The sequence below is a fragment of the Streptomyces sp. NPDC023573 genome (assembly GCF_055559735.1).
In genome coordinates this window covers 354,711-371,704 of the sequence record NZ_JBVHKB010000007.1, presented here as the reverse complement: position 1 = coordinate 371,704, position 16,994 = coordinate 354,711, and the positions used below count along the sequence as shown (strand labels likewise).

14 protein-coding genes are annotated in these 16,994 nt (G+C 71.0%); 6 read left to right on the top strand and 8 right to left on the bottom strand.

Annotation, left to right across the window (positions count from 1 at the left end; all coding sequences use genetic code 11):
• Nucleotides 1–8: 8 nt before the first annotated feature.
• The gene (locus ACZ32T_RS24040; RefSeq protein ID WP_467368904.1) at nucleotides 9–3,017 is read left to right on the top strand and encodes a 3-keto-alpha-glucoside-1,2-lyase-like domain-containing protein; all 3,009 of its coding nucleotides are present in this window, start codon (nucleotides 9–11) and stop codon (nucleotides 3,015–3,017) included.
• 71 nt (nucleotides 3,018–3,088) lie between these two features.
• Here ACZ32T_RS24040 and ACZ32T_RS24035 read toward each other — a convergent pair whose 3' ends face one another.
• Entirely contained in the window at nucleotides 3,089–3,877 is a 789-nt protein-coding gene (locus ACZ32T_RS24035) for a hypothetical protein (protein WP_467368902.1), read from the bottom strand.
• Nucleotides 3,878–3,984: 107 nt separating this feature from the next.
• Here ACZ32T_RS24035 and ACZ32T_RS24030 point away from each other — a divergent pair, with 107 nt between their 5' ends.
• The gene (locus ACZ32T_RS24030) at nucleotides 3,985–4,536 is read left to right on the top strand and encodes a YciI family protein (protein ID WP_467368900.1); all 552 of its coding nucleotides are present in this window, start codon (nucleotides 3,985–3,987) and stop codon (nucleotides 4,534–4,536) included.
• Between the two features lie 225 nt (nucleotides 4,537–4,761).
• On the opposite strand, the gene ACZ32T_RS24025 is transcribed toward ACZ32T_RS24030, so the two are convergent.
• The 4 genes from ACZ32T_RS24025 to ACZ32T_RS24010 all read right to left on the bottom strand — a co-directional run bounded on the left by ACZ32T_RS24025 (nucleotide 4,762) and on the right by ACZ32T_RS24010 (nucleotide 9,891).
• Nucleotides 4,762–6,585, bottom strand: a complete 1,824-nt coding sequence (locus ACZ32T_RS24025; RefSeq protein ID WP_467265552.1) for a glycoside hydrolase family 2 protein — start codon at nucleotides 6,583–6,585, stop codon at nucleotides 4,762–4,764.
• Between the two features lie 77 nt (nucleotides 6,586–6,662).
• Nucleotides 6,663–7,562 carry a carbohydrate ABC transporter permease gene (locus ACZ32T_RS24020; protein ID WP_467265554.1) on the bottom strand — a complete coding sequence of 300 codons (900 nt, stop codon included), beginning with the start codon at nucleotides 7,560–7,562 and terminating at the stop codon, nucleotides 6,663–6,665.
• A gap of 3 nt (nucleotides 7,563–7,565) precedes the next feature.
• On the bottom strand, nucleotides 7,566–8,498 hold the full coding sequence (locus ACZ32T_RS24015) for a carbohydrate ABC transporter permease (RefSeq protein ID WP_467368898.1): 933 nt from the start codon (nucleotides 8,496–8,498) through the stop codon (nucleotides 7,566–7,568).
• A 22-nt stretch (nucleotides 8,499–8,520) separates the two neighbouring features.
• Nucleotides 8,521–9,891, bottom strand: a complete 1,371-nt coding sequence (locus ACZ32T_RS24010) for an extracellular solute-binding protein (protein ID WP_467368896.1) — start codon at nucleotides 9,889–9,891, stop codon at nucleotides 8,521–8,523.
• A 273-nt stretch (nucleotides 9,892–10,164) separates the two neighbouring features.
• Between ACZ32T_RS24010 and ACZ32T_RS24005 the strand changes: the two genes are divergently transcribed.
• The 4 genes from ACZ32T_RS24005 to ACZ32T_RS23990 all read left to right on the top strand — a co-directional run bounded on the left by ACZ32T_RS24005 (nucleotide 10,165) and on the right by ACZ32T_RS23990 (nucleotide 13,142).
• On the top strand, nucleotides 10,165–11,223 hold the full coding sequence (locus ACZ32T_RS24005; protein ID WP_467265560.1) for a LacI family DNA-binding transcriptional regulator: 1,059 nt from the start codon (nucleotides 10,165–10,167) through the stop codon (nucleotides 11,221–11,223).
• A gap of 357 nt (nucleotides 11,224–11,580) precedes the next feature.
• On the top strand, nucleotides 11,581–12,501 hold the full coding sequence (locus ACZ32T_RS24000; protein WP_467265562.1) for an AEC family transporter: 921 nt from the start codon (nucleotides 11,581–11,583) through the stop codon (nucleotides 12,499–12,501).
• Between the two features lie 236 nt (nucleotides 12,502–12,737).
• Nucleotides 12,738–12,878 carry a hypothetical protein gene (locus ACZ32T_RS23995; RefSeq protein ID WP_467265564.1) on the top strand — a complete coding sequence of 47 codons (141 nt, stop codon included), beginning with the start codon at nucleotides 12,738–12,740 and terminating at the stop codon, nucleotides 12,876–12,878.
• Nucleotides 12,879–12,923: 45 nt separating this feature from the next.
• On the top strand, nucleotides 12,924–13,142 hold the full coding sequence (locus tag ACZ32T_RS23990) for an MbtH family protein (protein ID WP_406151219.1): 219 nt from the start codon (nucleotides 12,924–12,926) through the stop codon (nucleotides 13,140–13,142).
• Between the two features lie 149 nt (nucleotides 13,143–13,291).
• Here the strand turns inward: ACZ32T_RS23990 and ACZ32T_RS23985 are convergent, their stop codons facing one another.
• The 3 genes from ACZ32T_RS23985 to ACZ32T_RS23975 form a co-directional block, all read right to left on the bottom strand.
• Nucleotides 13,292–14,311, bottom strand: a complete 1,020-nt coding sequence (locus ACZ32T_RS23985) for a bile acid:sodium symporter family protein (protein ID WP_467368893.1) — start codon at nucleotides 14,309–14,311, stop codon at nucleotides 13,292–13,294.
• 92 nt (nucleotides 14,312–14,403) lie between these two features.
• Complete coding sequence (locus tag ACZ32T_RS23980; RefSeq protein WP_467368891.1) at nucleotides 14,404–16,026, bottom strand: ABC-F family ATP-binding cassette domain-containing protein; 1,623 nt, start codon at nucleotides 16,024–16,026, stop codon at nucleotides 14,404–14,406.
• A 231-nt stretch (nucleotides 16,027–16,257) separates the two neighbouring features.
• Nucleotides 16,258–16,914, bottom strand: a complete 657-nt coding sequence (locus tag ACZ32T_RS23975; RefSeq protein WP_467368889.1) for a DUF4232 domain-containing protein — start codon at nucleotides 16,912–16,914, stop codon at nucleotides 16,258–16,260.
• Between the last annotated feature and the right edge of the window lie 80 nt (nucleotides 16,915–16,994).

Genomic DNA, 16,994 nt, shown 5'->3' with positions numbered 1-16,994 from the left:
GAGGACCGATGCATCCACGGCTGTTGTCACGTGCCCGAAGACGGCTCACCACCCTGCTCGTCGGCGCCTTCCTCGCGGGAGGTGTCTGGGCCGGCCACCCGGCCACCGCCGCGCCCGACGACATCCCGCCCCAGGAACCCGGTGTCACCCTGCGCGTCTTCGACACCCAGGTGCCGCTCAGCAAGCTGTGCGCGCTCAAGCCGGGCCAGACGCCCAACCACGACAAACTGATGCCCACCGTGGACTGGTCCACGACGGACGACTTCGGCGGCTTCGCCGACAACTTCGTGGCGGAGGCGTCCGGCTATCTGGTCGTCCCGGCCGACGGGACGTACTCCTTCCGGCTCACCAGCGACGACGGCTCCCGGCTGACCATCGACGACCGGGAGGTCATCGACCACGACGGCCTGCACGGCGCCGAGCCCAAGGACGGAGCCGCCCAGCTCACCGCCGGGTCGCACCCGTTCCGTGTCGACTACTTCGAGCGCGGGGGCGGGCAGCAGCTGACCCTCGCCTGGAAGCCGCCGGGCGCGGACGACTTCGGCGCCGTTCCGAGCGAGTCCCTGAGCACCGACGCCGGAGTCGTCCGGGTCACCGCACCGGGCCGCAAGGAGTGCGAATCGGGTGCGGACAGCCCCGGTGACGGACTGCCGCTCACCCAGGTGCGCCCCGATCTCGACCTGACCGATCTGCGTCCGGACGGCTTCGAACCGCAGGTCACCGGGATGGACTGGCTGCCCGACGGCCGCCTGGCACTCTCCACCTGGGGCGGCTCCGAGAACGTGACCGGCGAGGTGTACCTCCTCGACCACGTCACCGGTGACACCAGCCGCGACAAGGTGACGGTGAAGAAGGTCGCCGAGGGACTGCGCGAGCCGATGGGCATCAAGTACGTCGACGGCTCCCTGTACGTCTCGCAGAAGCACGAGCTGACGCAACTCGTCGACACCGACAAGGACTTCGTCACCGACGAATACCGCACGGTCGCCACCTGGCCGTACGGCGGAAACTTCCACGAGTTCGCGTTCGGACTGCTCTACCGTGACGGCTACTTCTACGTGAACCTGTCCGTCGCCATCAACTACGGCGGCGCGACCACCACCCCGCAGCCGGCGAAGGGCCGCGGCACGACCTACAAGATCAACAAGAAGACGGGGAAGATCCACGCGATCGCGGGCGGGCTGCGGACCCCGAACGGCATCGGCTGGGGCCCCGGCAAGACTCTCTTCACCATGGACAACCAGGGCGGCTGGCTGCCCGCGTCGAAGCTCGTCCAGATCAAGCAGGACCGCTTCTTCAACCACTACACCCAGCCGACGGGCGCGTTCGACGACAAGCCCGTCACCGCGCCGGTGCTCTGGCTGCCGCAGAACGAGATCGCCAACTCTCCCAGCACACCGCTGTATCTGACGAAGGGCAGCTTCGCCGGCCAGATGCTGTTCGGCGACGTCACCTACGGCGGGCTGCAACGCGGCTACCTGGAGAAGGTGAAGGGCCAGTACCAGGGTGCCGTGTTCCGTTACACGCAGGGGCTCGAAGCCGGTGTCAACCGCATCACGATGGGGCCCGACGGCGCCATCTACGCGGGCGGGCTCGGGGCCGACGGCAACTGGGGCCAGGAAGGGAAGCTGAAGTTCGGTCTGCAGAAACTCACACCGAACGGGGGCAACACCTTCGACATCAAGGAGATGCGTGCCGTACCCGGCGGCTTCGACCTGGAATACACCCAGCCCCTGTCCGAGGCCACCGCGGCGGAGCTGACGTCCCGCTACCAGGCGGAACAGTGGCGCTACACGCCCACGTCCGACTACGGCGGCCCGAAGATCGCCGAGGAGGACCTCGCCGTGCGTTCGGCGACCCTCTCCGAGGACAGCCGCACCGTGCGGCTGCGTCTCGACGGGCTCGAGCCCGACCGCGTCGTACACCTCCGCTCACCGCGCCCCTTCGCCTCCGAGTCCGGCGAGACCCTGTGGAGCACGGAGGCCTGGTACACGCTCAACGCCATGCCGGGGAAGCAGCCCCCGCCGGCCACGCTGTACGAGGCCGAGGAGGCGCGGCTCACCGGCACGGCGGGCATCCACACCGACCACACCGGCTACTCGGGCAGCGGTTTCGTCGACCGCTACGCCACCGAGGGTCAGGCCGCCACGACCTTCGACGTGACAGCCCCCAAGGTCGGCGACTACGACGTGAACCTGCGCTACTCCAACGGCCCCAACCCCTTCCAGGGCACCAAGTCCCTTTCCCTCTACGTCAACGGGAAGAAGCTGAGACAGACGAAACTCCCCTCCACCGGCACCTGGGACGCCTGGTCGACGCGGACCGAGCGGGTCCGCCTGCACGCGGGGCCCAACACCCTCTCGTACCGCTTCGACCCAGGTGACACCGGCCATGTCAACCTCGACCTGATCACGGTGCGCCCCCACGGAGCCCCCGTCGACCTCTTCGACGGCACCACCGCCTCCCAGGCGCAGTGGCAGCACACGGACGGCAGAACTGTCGAATGGCCGCAGGCCGCCGAGCGGTCCATGGAGGTGTGCTGCGGTGACATCCGCACCAAGGACGCCTACCAGGACTTCCGGCTGAGCCTGGAGTTCCGGGTGCCACTGCTGCCGGACGACGTGACGGGCCAGGACCGGGGCAACAGCGGGATCTACCTCCAGGACCGGTACGAGCTGCAGATCCTCGATTCGTACGGCGACACCACCCTCGACACGAACGAGGCCGGTGCCGTCTACGAGAAGAGGGCGCCCGACGTCAACGCGGCCACCGCCCCGGAGACATGGCAGACGTACGACATCACCTTCCGCGCGGCGCGCTTCGACGACAGCGGCCGCAAGACCGCCGACGCGCGCGTCACGGTGGTGTGGAACGGCAAGAAGGTCCACGACGACGTCACGATCGACGGACCGACCGGTGCGGGTGCGCCGGAGGGTCCCTCGGCCGGAGCGATCCGTCTCCAGGACCACGGGAACAAGGTCCGGTTCCGTGACATCCGCATCGAACCGCTGAGCTGACCACCCGGCTCCACCACCGGTGCGGGGCACCTGCGAACGGCAGGTGCCCCGCGTCCGGCCCGGGAGGCACGTCAGCCCGGCGGGGTCTTTGACGCGTCCCAGGCGGTCGCGAGTCCTCCGAGCCACGCCGGCGGGAGTTCCGCGTGCTCCCATTCCGCCCGGAGCGCCGCCGGTGAACCGGTGAGGCGTTCGAGTACGGCGATGCTCGTGGGGGAGTGGAGGAGCGAGTAGCGGCCGTGGACGGCGATGTGGCTGCCCGGCCCGTACCGCCCGTACAACCGGTCCAGCCGCTGCCGGTGGGCCTCGGTGAAACGCTCCAGCTGTCCGGCGTACCCGACCCGCCCCACCACGCTCATGGTGCCGAGCACCGCCGTGAGGACCTCGTCCGACACCTCGGGGTCGAGGTCCGAGGTGGTGCTGAACCCGAGGTAGAGCGGTGTCACGGCTACCTTGGCACGCTCCACGTCCACCCTCCCCACGGGGTGGTGGCCCCGTACGGCGCCGCCCGCCGAGCCGGACACAGCCGGACCGATGGCACGCTCGAGGGCGCGCTCGGCGACGCGGGCGAGTTCCTCGCCGACGGCCCGGGCGCCGTCGTGCCAGCCGGTGCCGTACAGCTCCCCGTGCCCGGCCGGGGCACCCGCTGCCTTGCCGGCCTCGCTGTGCGCGTCCGCGACCGCGCCGGCTTCCACGAGCGCGATCAGCTCCTCGGCCTCGCCCCGGAACACTCCCGCCCGGCCGAGGAGCTCGAAAAGGGTGTTCTTCGCGTTCAGGACGCTGGCGGGGTCCAGCGGGTGCCGGCCCGTCTCGGCGGTGTCGATGGCGTCCCCCTCGTCGTCCGTGGTCCGGTGCTTCACCATAGTTCGAGTGTGCGGTGTGCCGCGGCGGCGTCGCCGCACCGATGACGGGGCCTGCTCCTTGTGGCGCAGCCTGGACCCGGGCACCTCCCGCGGGAGATCATCGGGGCATGGAGTTCCTCTGCTACCACCGCGACCGGCCCGGCTCCTCGGCGCTGCGTGAAGACCTGCTGGAAGAGCACTGGTCGTACATGGACCGGTACGCCAAGGAGATGATCGCCCGGGGCCCGACGCTCGCCGACGACGGCGACACGCCCACGGGGAGCGTGCACATCGTCGACCTGCCCGGTCCCGCCGCTGCCCGCGCGTTCGCCTTCGACGAACCGAACTACCAGGCCGGTGTCTACCGGGACGTGCTGCTGCGACGCTGGAGCAACCTGCTGGGACGCACGATGTGGGACTACCCCGGCGGGCCGGACGGCGGCAACCGGTATCTGGTGCTCGGGCTCGGCGCAGGGCAGGCCGTGGACCTCGCCGTGCCGTCCGGCCGGGACGAGCTGATCGCCTACGGGCCGCTGCTGTCCGACGACGGCGACACCTGGCTGGGCACGGCGGCGCTCGTCCGGGCACCGGACCCGGACACGGCACGCGGCGTCCTGACCCCGGTACGGTACGCGGGCGTCGAGGTGCACAACTGGCAGTTCGGAGGCCGGGACTCCTGACACGGGGTCACGGCCGCGGAGCCGACTTCGCCCTCGCGGTGAACCCGTCCGCGAGGGCGAAGGCCGGTGCCAGGGCCTCTCGTTCGGATCATGCTGGGCTCGCGTGCCCTGGCACCGCACCTCGCGGCGTTGTCGTCAGTCGCCATGGCTCCGCCGTTGCCTCCGCCTTGCGACGCACGGCACCGGACCCCGCTCCCTGATCCAGCCTGATCCAGACGAAAGACCCTAGCGGCCGTCCTGCTCCTCGATGGCGGCGGGGCGTGACTGGGCCTCCCGGATGCGCTCCACGTCGAGCTTGGCGGAGCGGTCGAAGCGGTAGACCCCGTTCTCCTCCTGGAAGACGTCGGTCAGCTGCGTGTAGCAGTAGCCGAACATCGCCGGGTCCCGCAGCAGCACGCCGGTGAGGCCGCTGAAGCGCTCGTGGAACTCCTCCTCGTTGCGCACCCGTTCGCCGTAGCCCCAGGAGACGGTGCGGTCCTCGCCGGACAGCTCGGCCGCGGCCTCCGGGTTCCACCAGATGCCGCCGAACTCGCTGACGAAGTAAGGCTGCCCCCGGTAGGGCTGGGAGTAGGCGGCCCCGTTCTCGTAGGCGTTGACGAACGGCTCGCCCTTGGCCAGGCCGGCCATCAGCTGCCGGAAGGTCTCCGGGTCCTGCTCGTAGTTGTGGGCGTCGTAGACGTCGGTCTCCGCGACGCGGTGGGCGTAGCCGGACGCGTCGATCACCGGGCGGGTGGTGTCCAGCGCCTTGGTGGCGAGGAACATGGCCCGGGTGACGTCGTCGAGCCCGGTGATGCGGTCGTGCAGCTTCTGGTACGTCTCGTTGAGCGGGCACCAGCCGACGATCGAGGGGTGGGAGTAGTCGCGTTCCACGGCCTCGAGCCACTGGCTGACGTAGGAGGCGTCGGGCCGCTGGTTGTTCCCCGACGAACCGCCCGTCTCACAGCCCCAGTCGCCGAACTCGCCCCAGACCAGGTAACCGAGACGGTCCGCGTGGTACAGGAACCGCTCCTCGAAGACCTTCTGGTGGAGCCGCGCCCCGTTGAAGCCCGCTTCCATCGCGAGCTCGATGTCGCGGACCAGCGCCTCGTCGGTCGGCGCGGTCATCAGCCCGTCCGGATACCAGCCCTGGTCGAGGACGAGCCGCTGGAAGAGCGGGCGTCCGTTGAGGGTGACCGCCTTGCCCCGTACGCCGACGGCGCGCAGCCCGGCGTAACTCTCCACGGAGTCGAGCACCTCACCCCGCCCGTCGGTGAGTTCGAGCCGGAGGCCGTACAGGTGCGGGTCGTCAGGACCCCACTCGCGCCGCCGCTCCTCCGGGACCGGCAGGTGGAGGCGGGGTGCGAGGTCGAGGTCGGCGCGTGCCTCGGCCCGGCACACCTCGCCCTCCCCGTCGCTCAGGACGGCCCGCACCCGGTGGCCCGGCAGGTTGGCGGACAGCGGGAGTTCCAGGTGGAAGGCGGAACCGGCCAGGTCCGGGGTGATGCGTGGCCGCCTCAGGTGCACGTCGTGGACGGGCTCCAGCCAGACGGTCTGCCAGATACCGGTCACCCGCGTGTAGTTGCAGTCGTGGTTGGCGTACTTGACCGCTTGCTTCCCACGGGCCTGCGGGCCCGAGCGTGGGTCGCGGGCGCGGACGGTCACGACCACGTCCTGACCGGAACCGGCGACGTCACCGAGGTCGGCGGAGAACGGGGTGAAGCCGCCGCGATGACGCGCGACCTCGGTGCCGTTCGCCCAGACGGTCGTGTCGTGGTCGACGGCCCCGAAGTGCAGCAGGACCCGGCGTCCCGCCCACGCGGCCGGCAGCGAGAGGACCCGTCGGTACCAGACGGCCTCCAGGAAGTCGGTGTCGCCGATCCCTGACAGCTCGGACTCCGGCGGGAAGGGGACGAGGATCTCCCCGCCCAGCTCACGGGTGAGGAGACCACGCTCCAGACCGCTGTCGCCTCGGTCGGTCTCGAACTGCCAGAGTCCGTTCAGGTTGAGCCAGTCACGACGGACGAACTGCGGTCGCGGGTACTCCGGGCGGGGTACGGAGTGAGTGGGCACACATGCTCCAGTGAGTCGTCGGACCGGCGGACGGCCGGCCCCGGGGTGGTACGGAGGAAGGGGGTGCGGGGCGCGGATCAGGATCCGCCGAGCCCGGTCGTGGCGACCGAGCTGACGATGCGGCGCTGGAAGAGCAGGAACACCACGACCAGCGGCAGCGCCGCCAGCAGGGCCGACGCCATGGCCTGGGCGTACTGGATCCCGAAGGCGTCCTTGACGGTGGCCAGCCCCACCGGGAGCGTCATCAGATCGGGGTCGTTGATGACGATGAACGGCCACAGGAAGTTGTTCCACGCGCCGATGAACACGAAGATCGAGACGGCCGCGACGATCGGCCGGGAGAGCGGCAGCACGACCGACCGGAAGACACGCACCTCGGACGCGCCGTCGAGCCGGGCCGCGTCCTCCAGCTCCCGGGGTATGCCGTCGAAGAACCGCTTCAGGATGAACACCATCATGGGCGCCACGACCTGGGGCAGGATCATCGCCGCGTAGGTGTCCACCAGGTTGAACATCAGCATCTGCTCGAACAGGGGCACGACGAGCAGTTGCGGCGGGACCATGACGGCCGCGACGGTCACGGCCATCAGTCCACGGCGGCCGCGGAAGGTCCCGCGCGAGAAGCCGTAGGCGGCCAGCGTGGAGATCGCGACGGTGATCAGCGTGACCAGTCCGGCCACCAGGAAGCTGTTCGCCGCCCAGAGGACCACGTTGCCGCGTTCGAGGATCTGCTCGTAGGCGGACAGGGTGAAGGCGCCCTTGAACGGGGACAGCCCCGGTTCGGACACGTCCTGCTCACTCTGGAGAGAGGTGGCCACCGCCCAGAGGAACGGCAGCAGCCAGACGGCCGCCAGCACGGTGAGCGCGGTACCGGCCAGGACGCGCGGCAGCCGGCCGTGGCCGAGGAGCAGGGGGGATCCGGACGGGTCCCTGGGCGGGCGGCGCCGGGCCCGCACGGTGGTAGCGGTGGTGGACATCGGTCAGTCCTCCTGGCGGAAGAGACGGAGCTGCGCGAGCGAGACGACGATCACGAGGGCGAAGAAGACGTAGGAGACCGCGGAGGCGTAGCCCAGCCGGTAGCCGGTGAAGCCGACGTCGTAGACGTACTCGAGGATGGGGCGGGTCGAGCCGTTGGGGCCGCCCTTGGTGAGGATGTAGATCTGGTCGAACACCTTCAGCGACGCGAGGATCTGGAGCATCGAGACCAGGACGGTGGTCCTGCGCAGCTGCGGGAGGGTGACGGACCACAGACGGCGCCAGGCGCCGGCGCCGTCGAGGGCGGCGGCCTCGTCGTACGTCGTCGGCAGGGACTGCAGAGCGGCGAGGTAGAGCAGGAAGTTGAAGCCGACCGTCCACCACACCGTGAGGGCGGCCACCGACCACATCGCGACGGCCTCGTCGGACAGCCAGCCGACCGGTTCGAAGCCGAACGTCGTGAGCAGCTCGTTGCCGAGGCCGATGTCCGGCTGGTAGAGCCACGTCCAGATGAGGGTCACCACGGTCACCGGCAGCAGGTACGGCACGAAGAAGGACAGCCGCCACACCCACTGGCCGGCCAGTCCGCTGTGCACCAGGAGCGCCATGATCAGGGCGACCAGCACCAGGGGGATGCTGGAGAGGGCGGTGAAGAGGAGCGTGTTGCCGAGACTGCTCCAGACGTCCGGGTCGCCCAAGGCCTCGGCGTAGTTGTCGAACCCGACGAACGAGGTGTCGCGCAGCGCGAGGGAACTGTCGGTGAGACTCATCCAGAGGCCCTGGACCACGGGCCACATCAGGAAGAGCACGAAGGGGACCGCGAAGGGGAGGACGAAGAGCAGGCCCGGGCCGCGCCGGCGGGAGCCGCGGCGGGGCGGCGGGGCGGCGGGCGGTTCGCCGGCGGGCGCGGGGGCGGCGACGGGCGTGGTGGTGGTCACGTCGGTAACTCCTTCTGCTCGGTCAGGCCACCGGATTGGGCTGCCGCAGCAGCGTGTTCGCCTCTTGGACCATCTGCCGCACCGCCTTCTCGGCGGAGGTGTTGCCGAGCAGCGCCGACTGGAGGGGCTGGCACATGCGGTTCTGGAAGTTCGATGCCGCCCCGGCGAACCAGTTCGGCGGATCGAGGACCGCCACCTCGCCGGCGTCGGCGTACGAGGACTGCGGCTTCAGCTTCGCGTACTCCGGCTCGGCGAGCACCGGCTGGTACGCCGGGATGTGACCCGCGCTCGCCCACGTCAGGCTCTGCTTGAGTATGTGGGCGACGTAGCGGTGCGCTTCCCTGCGGCGGGCCGGATCCGGGCTGTTCTGGTGCGGCAGGACGAAGCTGTGGGAGTCGGTGTAGACGGCCGGCCGGTCGAACACCTGAGGGAAGGGCGCTGCCCCGAGCGGGATCCCGGACTTCTGGAGCGTGGGCAGCTCCCACTCCCCGAGCATGGCCATGCCGCCGCGGCCGCCCAGGAAACCGGCCAGCGCGCTGTTGTAGTCCAGGTTGTTGGGATTGGTCCTGCCGTCGAAGAGCTGCTGCATGAACGACACGACCTGTACTGCCGCGTCGGTGTCGATCTCGGCCGGGCCGCCGTCCGGCAGGGTGAAGGCCGCACCGGTCTGCGCGTAGAGCGCGGCGAACTGCCGCCAGCTCTGGGCGGTGTCGGTGACATGGCCGAAGAGGATGCCGGACTGCCCCGTGACGTCCGCCAGGGCCTTGCCCGCCTCCAGGAGCGCCTTCGGGGAACCCATGGGGGCGAGTTCGCCCTTCGGGTCGAGGAGGCCGGCCTCGCCCGCGGCCTCACGGTCGTAGAAGACGATGAACGGGTGCACGTCCAGGGGGATGGCGTAGACGCGCCCCTGATGCTTCGTACGGGACCAGACCGCCGGTGTGAAGTCCTTCTCGGTGACGCCGAACTCGGCCAGCAGATCGAGGTCGAAGGGGTCCAGCAGTCCGCCGGGCGCGTAGCCCGCCAGCCGGGACAGGTGCAGGACCGCCACGTCGGAGGCGCGTCCTCCCGCGGCCGACATGGCTAGTTTGGTGTAGTACGACGGCCCCCAGTCGAGGATCGTGCGGTCGATCTCGAAGCCCTCGGGGCCCTGGGAGACGGCCTTGATCATGTCGTTCATCAGCATGCCGTCACCGCCCTGGAAGAGGTCCCAGACGCTGAGCGCCGAGGCATCGGAGGCGGAGGCCGGTGAGGAGCACCCGGCCAGTGGGCCCATGGCGAGCAGCGCGCCCGCCCCGGCTGTTCCGTGACGCAGGAACCGGCGACGGCCGATCCCGGGCGCCGGGCCGGAGCCGGGCACGGCCGACGCCTCATGGGCGGAGGACGAAGAACTCATCGCGGACCTTTCGACGGCCGGACGCTCATGCCGGATCGGCGGTGGACCCCGCCCGTGAGGCAGGGGCCACCGCACACGGCAGGTGGGTGGCCGCACTGGCTGAAACGGTGCGGCCACATGTTTTTACATCGATGTACATTGGCTGTAAAGAGTTCGAGCGGTACGGGTGTCAGGGACCTGCGGGGCGTGCCTCGTACCGTGCCCGACACCTCCGTCGGCCCCCGGAACGCCGGGACATAGAATCGGCAGCGTTCGATGGCAGGGAGGTCGGCCGTGGCACGGCCCAGGATCAAGGACGTCGCACGGCACGCGGGGGTGTCGGAGAAGACGGTCTCCAACGTGATCAACGACTACGTCCATGTCTCCGAACGGACCCGGCGGGTGGTCCGCGAGTCCATCGAGCACCTCGGGTACCGCGTGAACCTGGCGGGCCGCCATCTGCGGAAGGGGCGCACGGGTATCATCGCCCTCGTCGTCCCGGAGCTGGACGTCCCGTACTTCGCGGAGCTCGCCCGGCACGTGATTCGCGAGGCGGAGCAGCTCTCCCTCACTGTGCTGATCCATCAGAGCGGGGCGGACCGCGAGCACGAGCTGGCCGCACTGGCCGGCTTCGGCTCCGACTTCGTCGACGGGATCATCCTCAGCCCGCTCGCCCTCACCGCGGACGACCTGCGACAGCGGGCGGGTGTCCCGCCGACCGTGCTGCTCGGGGAGCTGCTGGAGGAAGGGGCCGACCATGTCGCCATCGACAACGAGAAGGCCGCGCGTCAGGCCACCGAGCATCTGATCGGCCTCGGGCGCCGGAACATCCTCGCGGTCGGTGGACACGAGGCCCCCGGCCTCGGGACCGCTGAGGCCCGCACGCGTGGTTACCTCGCAGCCCTGGCCGAGGAGGGGCTCGCCCGCCACCCGGGCGCGCTGCTGGCGGTGGACGACTTCAGGATGCCCGACGGCGCCCGGGCGGTGACACGGGCACTCGACGCGGGTCTGCGGCCGGACGGACTGCTGTGCCTCAACGACCAGCTCGCCCTGGGGGCGTTGCGCGCCCTCCACGAACACGGCCTGCGGGTGCCCGAGGACGTGGCGGTGATCGGTTTCGACGATGTGGAGGGAGGCCGCTTCAGCGTCCCGACGCTGAGCACCGTGGCGCCCGACAAGGCGGCGGTGGCCAGGGTCGCCGTCCAGCTCCTGAACCACCGCATCGAGGAAGCGGCCGCACTGACCTCGCGGTCGGAGGACCCCGGAGCCCCCGGGGTCCAGGCACCTCAGGACCGCGTGGTGGCCCACCGTCTCGTCCTGCGTGAGAGCACGGAGGGCCCCGAGGCCCGCTGACACCGGCCGCGCCCGCGGCACCCCGTGCGCCGTCAGGGAGCCACGACCCCGCCGTCGCCGCGGTCACGGCGGTGAGCGAGGCGGCCGCCTCGGCCTGCCTCTCCCGCCGCCTTCACCGCGGCTTTCACGCGTGCCCTCGGCATGCCGCCGTTCCCGCTTCGCGGCCGCGAGGCCGGGCACGAAGCCCCGTTCCCCGCGACCGGCCGCTGAGCACTGTGCCACGGTGACCGTAGGCTAAGCCCTGGTCAACGCCTCGGCGGACGTTCCCGAGCGGGATCCCGGCCCCTGCGGGTTTCTCCCACCGGCTGTCTCCCCGCCCGCCGGCCGGACGCATACGTTCCATCAGCAAGGAAGTCCATGCAGGGAGTTCTCACCGGTTTCGCGGTGATCGCCGTCGTCATCGGCATCGGTTACGTCCTCGGGCGCCGCGGACACCTGGGGGACGAGGGGCGGACGGTCCTGACCAGGCTCGCCTTCAACGTGGCGACCCCCGCCCTGCTCTTCACGACCCTGGCGGGCGCGGACCTGTCGGTCGTCTTCTCCCGACGCCTTCTCGTCACCGCGGCGGGCACGGCCTCCGCGGCCGCCCTCTTCATCACCGTAGGACTCCTGCGCCGATGGGGCACGGGCCGGATCACCATCGGCGCACTGTGCTCCAGCTACGTCAACGCCGGCAACCTCGGAATCCCGATCGCCGTCTATGTCCTGGGGGACGCCTCCCTGGTCGCCCCCGTCCTGCTCTTCCAGCAGATCGTCGTCACACCGCTGGCCCTGACCGTCCTCGACCTCAACCGGCCCGGCGAGCCCCGCTCCCTCCTGCGGCGTCTGACCACACCGCTCCGCAATCCGATGGCCGTCGGCTCACTGTCGGGCGTCGTCGTGGCCGCCACCGGATGGACCGTCCCGTCGCCGGCCCTCGAACCGCTCACCCTCATCGGCAACATGTCCGTCCCCGCGGTCCTGCTCGCCTTCGGGATCTCCCTGCGCGGCAGCGGCATACCCGCCCGGGGGGACGACCGGCCCGCCGTCATCCTGTCCGCCGGCCTCAAGACGACCGTCCAGCCGCTCGTCGCCTGGAGCATCGGCGCGGGCGTCTTCCACCTGCAGGGCGCCGCCCTCCTCGACGTCGTCGTGACCTCGGCGCTGCCCGCGGCGCAGAACCTCTACACCTACGCCTCGCAGTACCGGGTCGGCGAACAACTCGCCCGGGAATCCATCCTGTTGTCCACCGTCGCCTCGATCCCCGTACTGATCACCGTCGCCGCGCTCCTGGGATAGCCGGACCCGGCGGCCCCGCGCCGCCGCTAGTGCGTTCCGTCCGACAGGCATGGCCGTGAGCGCCCTGCGGCCGGCGGAGGCGAAGCCTTCCGCCTGGTGGTCGAGGGGCCGGCCGACCGGGCGTTCGCGGGTCCGTGGCGGGCGTCGACCCTGCGATCAGCCGTCCTGGATCCGGGTGGCCGCCTCGGCCAGGGCGAGGGCGGCCCTTTCCCCATCGGTACGGCTCCCCGGGGGTCATGTCCTGGCACGAGGACGGCACCCCGCTCTCCGTCCTCGCGTTCACCGTCGTCGACGGCCGGATCACCGGCATCACGGCTGTGACCGACCCTGCCGAGCTCGCGGTGATGGACCTGCCGGATCCGGGCCGGGTAAGGTGACAGCAACTAAGTGAAGGTAGCCTTACCTAAGTTCAAGGAGTTCCGGTGACCAACCCCTTCGAGGACGAGAACGGCACCTACCTGGTGCTCGTCAACGACGAGGGACAGCACTCGCTGTGGCCTGCCTTCGCCGAGGTGCCCGGCGGCTGGACCGTGGCCCATCAGGAGGACACCCGGCAGGCCTGCCTCGACTACGTGGAGCAGAACTGGACGGACCTGCGGCCCAAGAGCCTGATACGGAGCATGGCCGCCGGGTCCGCCTGAGCCCCGCGGGGTCGCCCGGCCGTGCTCGGGCGCCCTGTCCGGGCTTCGAGGGTGGCCGGAGAGGCCCGCGGCCGTGGAACGCGCGAGGCGTTCGTCCGGAACCCCGGACGAACGCCTTCGAGCTGTGGACCGCCCGGCCGGAGCTCCGGTCAGGCTTCCTCGGCCACCGCGGTCCTCGGTGCGCTACCGGCGGCCGTCGGCGCCGGCTCGTCACGCCGTGACCGGTGGGCCATCCAGGCGGCGACCAGCGCGCCCGAGATGTTGTGCCACACGGAGAACACCGCGGCCGGCAGGGCTGCCAGCGGACTGAAGTGAGCGGTCGCCAGGGAGGCGGCGAGTCCGGAGTTCTGCATGCCGACCTCGAAGGCCATGGCGCGGCTCGCGGGCCGGCCGAGCCCCGAGATCTTGCCCGCGCCGTAACCGAGCGCGAGTCCGAGGCCGTTGTGCAGCACGACGGCGATCAGCACGGTCACGGCGGCCGACTTGATCGTGCCAGCGCTGCCCGCCACGACGGCGCAGACGATCGCGGCGATGGCCAGCGACGACAGCCAGGGCATGAGACCCAGCACCCGGTCGACGAGCTTCCCCGCGACGAGCCGCACCACCAGGCCGCCGAGGACCGGAAGCAGCACCGTCTTGAGGATGTCCGTGATCATCGACCCGGCATCCACCGGCAGGTACGCACCCGCGAGCAGCAGCGTGAGCGGGGGCGTCACCAGAGGGGCGACCAGGGTGGAGACGGTGGCGACGGAGACCGACAGCGCCACGTCGCCGCGAGCCAGGAAGGTCACCACGTTCGACGCCGTTCCGCTCGGCGCGCAGCCGACCAGGATCAGTCCCGCCGCCAGTTGCGGCGGCAGCCCGAGCAGGTGGGCGATGGCCCAGCCGAGCCCCGGCATGATCAGGTAGTGCGCGACCAGCCCGATGGCCACGGCCCACGGGCGCTTCACCACACCCCTGAAGTCGAGCGGAGTCATCGTCAGGCCCATGCAGAACATGACGATCCCCAGCAGGTACGGGACCGATTCCGTCCAGCCGTCGAACGTGCCCGGGGTGACGAGACCGGCTACGCCCGCCACAAGCACGAGGACGGGGAACACGGTGACGGCGCGCCTCGCCGCCTTGTCGTCGGAGGCCGGTTGATCAGGGGATATCTGTTCGTTTTGCACAGGCGCGATGAGACGCCGCAGACCTGGACCTTCGCAAACACGTCTCATAATTTGGACATCATGTCCAGGATGCGTTCACTCGAAGACCCCGCCTACCAGGGCCGGAGGCGCAGCTCGCGCCCCTGCCAGCGCCTGCGCAGCCAGCGGTCGTGACCGGCCAGGACGATCGCTCCGGGGCCCGCCCCCATCGCGGCCTCGAGCTCGTCGCAGAGCCGGGGGGACAGATGGTTCGTGGGCTCGTCGAGCAGCAGCAACTCGGGCGGATGCGCCACCAGGAGGGCCAGCGCGAGCCGGCGGCGCTGGCCGACGGAGAGGCGCCCGACCTGCTTGCCCAGGTCCGCCTCGCTCATCAGCCCCAGTGAACTCAGCGGTACGGCCTCCGCGCGCTCGCTCCCGAGGGCGTGCGCGTAGGTGTCCCGGACTGTGCGGTCCGGGCGTTCGAACACTGTGTCCTGGGCCAGCATCCCCACCGAGAGGCCGCCCTTGCGCCGTACGTCGCCCTCCGCCGCGAGACGGCCGGCCAGCACGGCCAGGAGTGTCGACTTCCCCGCCCCGTTGTCACCCGTCACGAGCAGCCGGTCGGTCGCCGACACGTCGAGGTGGTCGACGGCGAGGCGGCCCCGCACCCGCACGTCCCTGAGGGAGGCGAGGAGCCCGTCCGCCGAAGGCCCCGCGAGGGCGGAACGCCGGAAGCGCAGCGGCTGCGGAGGCTCGGCGACCCGGTGCCGTTCGAGCTCCTCCAGCCGCCGGGCGGCGTTGCGCGCCCGCCGCGAGACCTGGCTCTGCACCCGGTTGGCCCGGACGCCGTAACCCATCTTCTCGTTGTCGCGCGGTCCGCGGTCCGGGGCGACGCGATGCGTGGTCGTGCCGATCGACCGGTGCAGTGCCTCGAGTTCCTCCTGCTCCTCCGCGTGACGCCGTTCCCAGCGCTCCCGTTCGGCCCGTTTCCCGGCCTGGTAGGCGGTGTAGTTGCCGCCGTACCGCACCGGTCCGTCCATGGCGGGGTCGAGGTCGACCAGGTCCGTGCACACGGCGTCGAGGAAGGCCCGGTCATGGCTCGCCACGACGACGGCGCCGGGAAGGCCGCAGACCTGCTCCTCCAGGAACTCGGCGGCACGGTCGTCGAGGTGGTTGGTCGGCTCGTCCAGCAACAGCGCCGAAGGCCTGCGGACCAGCAGGGAAGCCAGGGCCAGACGCCCGCGCTGCCCACCGGACAGGGAGCCGAGCGTCCGGTCCCGCCGGATCCCGCCGAGGCCGAGGCCTTCCAGCACCATCGTGGCGCGCCGGTCGGCGTCCCACGCCTCCTGCTCCTGGGCGCGCTCCAGCCGCCGGCCGTAGGCATCCAGCAGCGCGGCGTATCCGGGGGAGTCCTCGTCGGCGTGGGCGAGTTCTGCGGAGAGGCGCTCGACCTCGGCGAGATCGCCGCGGACCTCGCGCAGCGCCTCGTCCATCACGTCGGCGAGCGTGGCGGCGGCGGAGAACGGCATCTCCTGGTGCAGGAAGCCCAGATCGGCGGGGCGGGTGACGCTTCCCGAGTCGGGTTCGTCGACCCCGGCGAGCAGACGGAGCACGGTCGACTTGCCGACGCCGTTCTCCCCGATCAGCCCGATGCGGTGGCCGGGGGGTGCCGTGAGGGAGAAGCCGTCGACCACGCGCCCGTCGCCGAAGGAGCGGACGATGTCGCGTGCGAGCAGGGCCGGGGAGGAGTCGGGCATGGGAGATGACCTCGTGCGGCATGCGGGCGGACAGACTTCCGCCCGGGGTGGGCAGGGGGAACGGGCACGACACGGAGCCACGCGGCAGCGGCGCTGCCACGGGCGGTCACATCCGGGTGTCACCCGGAGATGTCGTCGTCTCCCACCATGTCCGGTCTCCTCACCGAGAGGGCGATGTCCACGGCGACCCTAGCAGCCGGCCGCCCCCCGGGTCCTGAGGCGCCGTCACGCCTACTTGCCCGAGCCGACCGGGGTCACCGTGACGCGTGAGGCGGAGCCGGACCCCGCGGGCATGTTCACGGAGAGGGACATGCTGTGCGAGTGGGTCTCGTCCGGCGGTGTGACGACCGCCGAGGTGAAGCTGACGCCCGAGCCGCCGCTGGTGTCCGGCGGGAAGTACAGCGAGAAGTTCGTGCGCTCCCCGGGCGCCAGCGCGACCGTCGGCGCCGACCGGCCGCTGTCGCGCCCGGCGCTCACGGTGCCGTCCTTGCCCTTGAGGTCCAGACCCGGGAATCCGCGCATCGAGCAGGAGGCGGAGCCGGTGTTCTCCAGGCTGATCAGCAACTCGCCCTCCGCCATGCCGCCGGAACTGCTGAAGGCGAGATCCGCGGTCCGGCAGATGTCCCCGGCCGAGGAGGCCGAGGAGGCGGACGGGGCTCCGGCGCCCGGTCCGGAGGCGGACGCGGAGGCCTGGCTGTCCCCTCCGCCGGAGCCCTCCCCGGCGTCCGTGGCTCCGGCACCGTGCGGGCTGCCGGAACCGGCGGACGCGTCAGCGGGCGCGGACGCCGCCACGCCCGCGTCGCCGCCGTCCTCACCGTTGCAGGCGGCGAGGGAGAGGGCGGCCGCCACTGCGGCGGCGACGACGGCGGATGTCTTCCGAAGGCGCATGAGTTCCCCTGGGATGAGGCGCCGGCTGCTCCGTACGAGCACTTACGTGGGCCGTGCACGCGGTCGTCCCGCGAACGGGT

Bases quoted from the DNA above. Each gene is read 5' to 3' on its own strand.
- ACZ32T_RS23980 (WP_467368891.1), bottom strand. From the start codon at position 16,026: ATGCCCGACTCCTCCCCGGCCCTGCTCGCACGCGACATCGTCCGCTCC.
- ACZ32T_RS24030 (WP_467368900.1), top strand. From the start codon at position 3,985: ATGGAGTTCCTCTGCTACCACCGCGACCGGCCCGGCTCCTCGGCGCTG.
- ACZ32T_RS23995 (WP_467265564.1), top strand. From the start codon at position 12,738: ATGTCCTGGCACGAGGACGGCACCCCGCTCTCCGTCCTCGCGTTCACC.
- ACZ32T_RS24035 (WP_467368902.1), bottom strand. From the start codon at position 3,877: ATGGTGAAGCACCGGACCACGGACGACGAGGGGGACGCCATCGACACC.
- ACZ32T_RS24040 (WP_467368904.1), top strand. From the start codon at position 9: ATGCATCCACGGCTGTTGTCACGTGCCCGAAGACGGCTCACCACCCTG.
- ACZ32T_RS24000 (WP_467265562.1), top strand. From the start codon at position 11,581: ATGCAGGGAGTTCTCACCGGTTTCGCGGTGATCGCCGTCGTCATCGGC.
- ACZ32T_RS24020 (WP_467265554.1), bottom strand. From the start codon at position 7,562: ATGTCCACCACCGCTACCACCGTGCGGGCCCGGCGCCGCCCGCCCAGG.
- ACZ32T_RS24010 (WP_467368896.1), bottom strand. From the start codon at position 9,891: ATGAGTTCTTCGTCCTCCGCCCATGAGGCGTCGGCCGTGCCCGGCTCC.
- ACZ32T_RS23975 (WP_467368889.1), bottom strand. From the start codon at position 16,914: ATGCGCCTTCGGAAGACATCCGCCGTCGTCGCCGCCGCAGTGGCGGCC.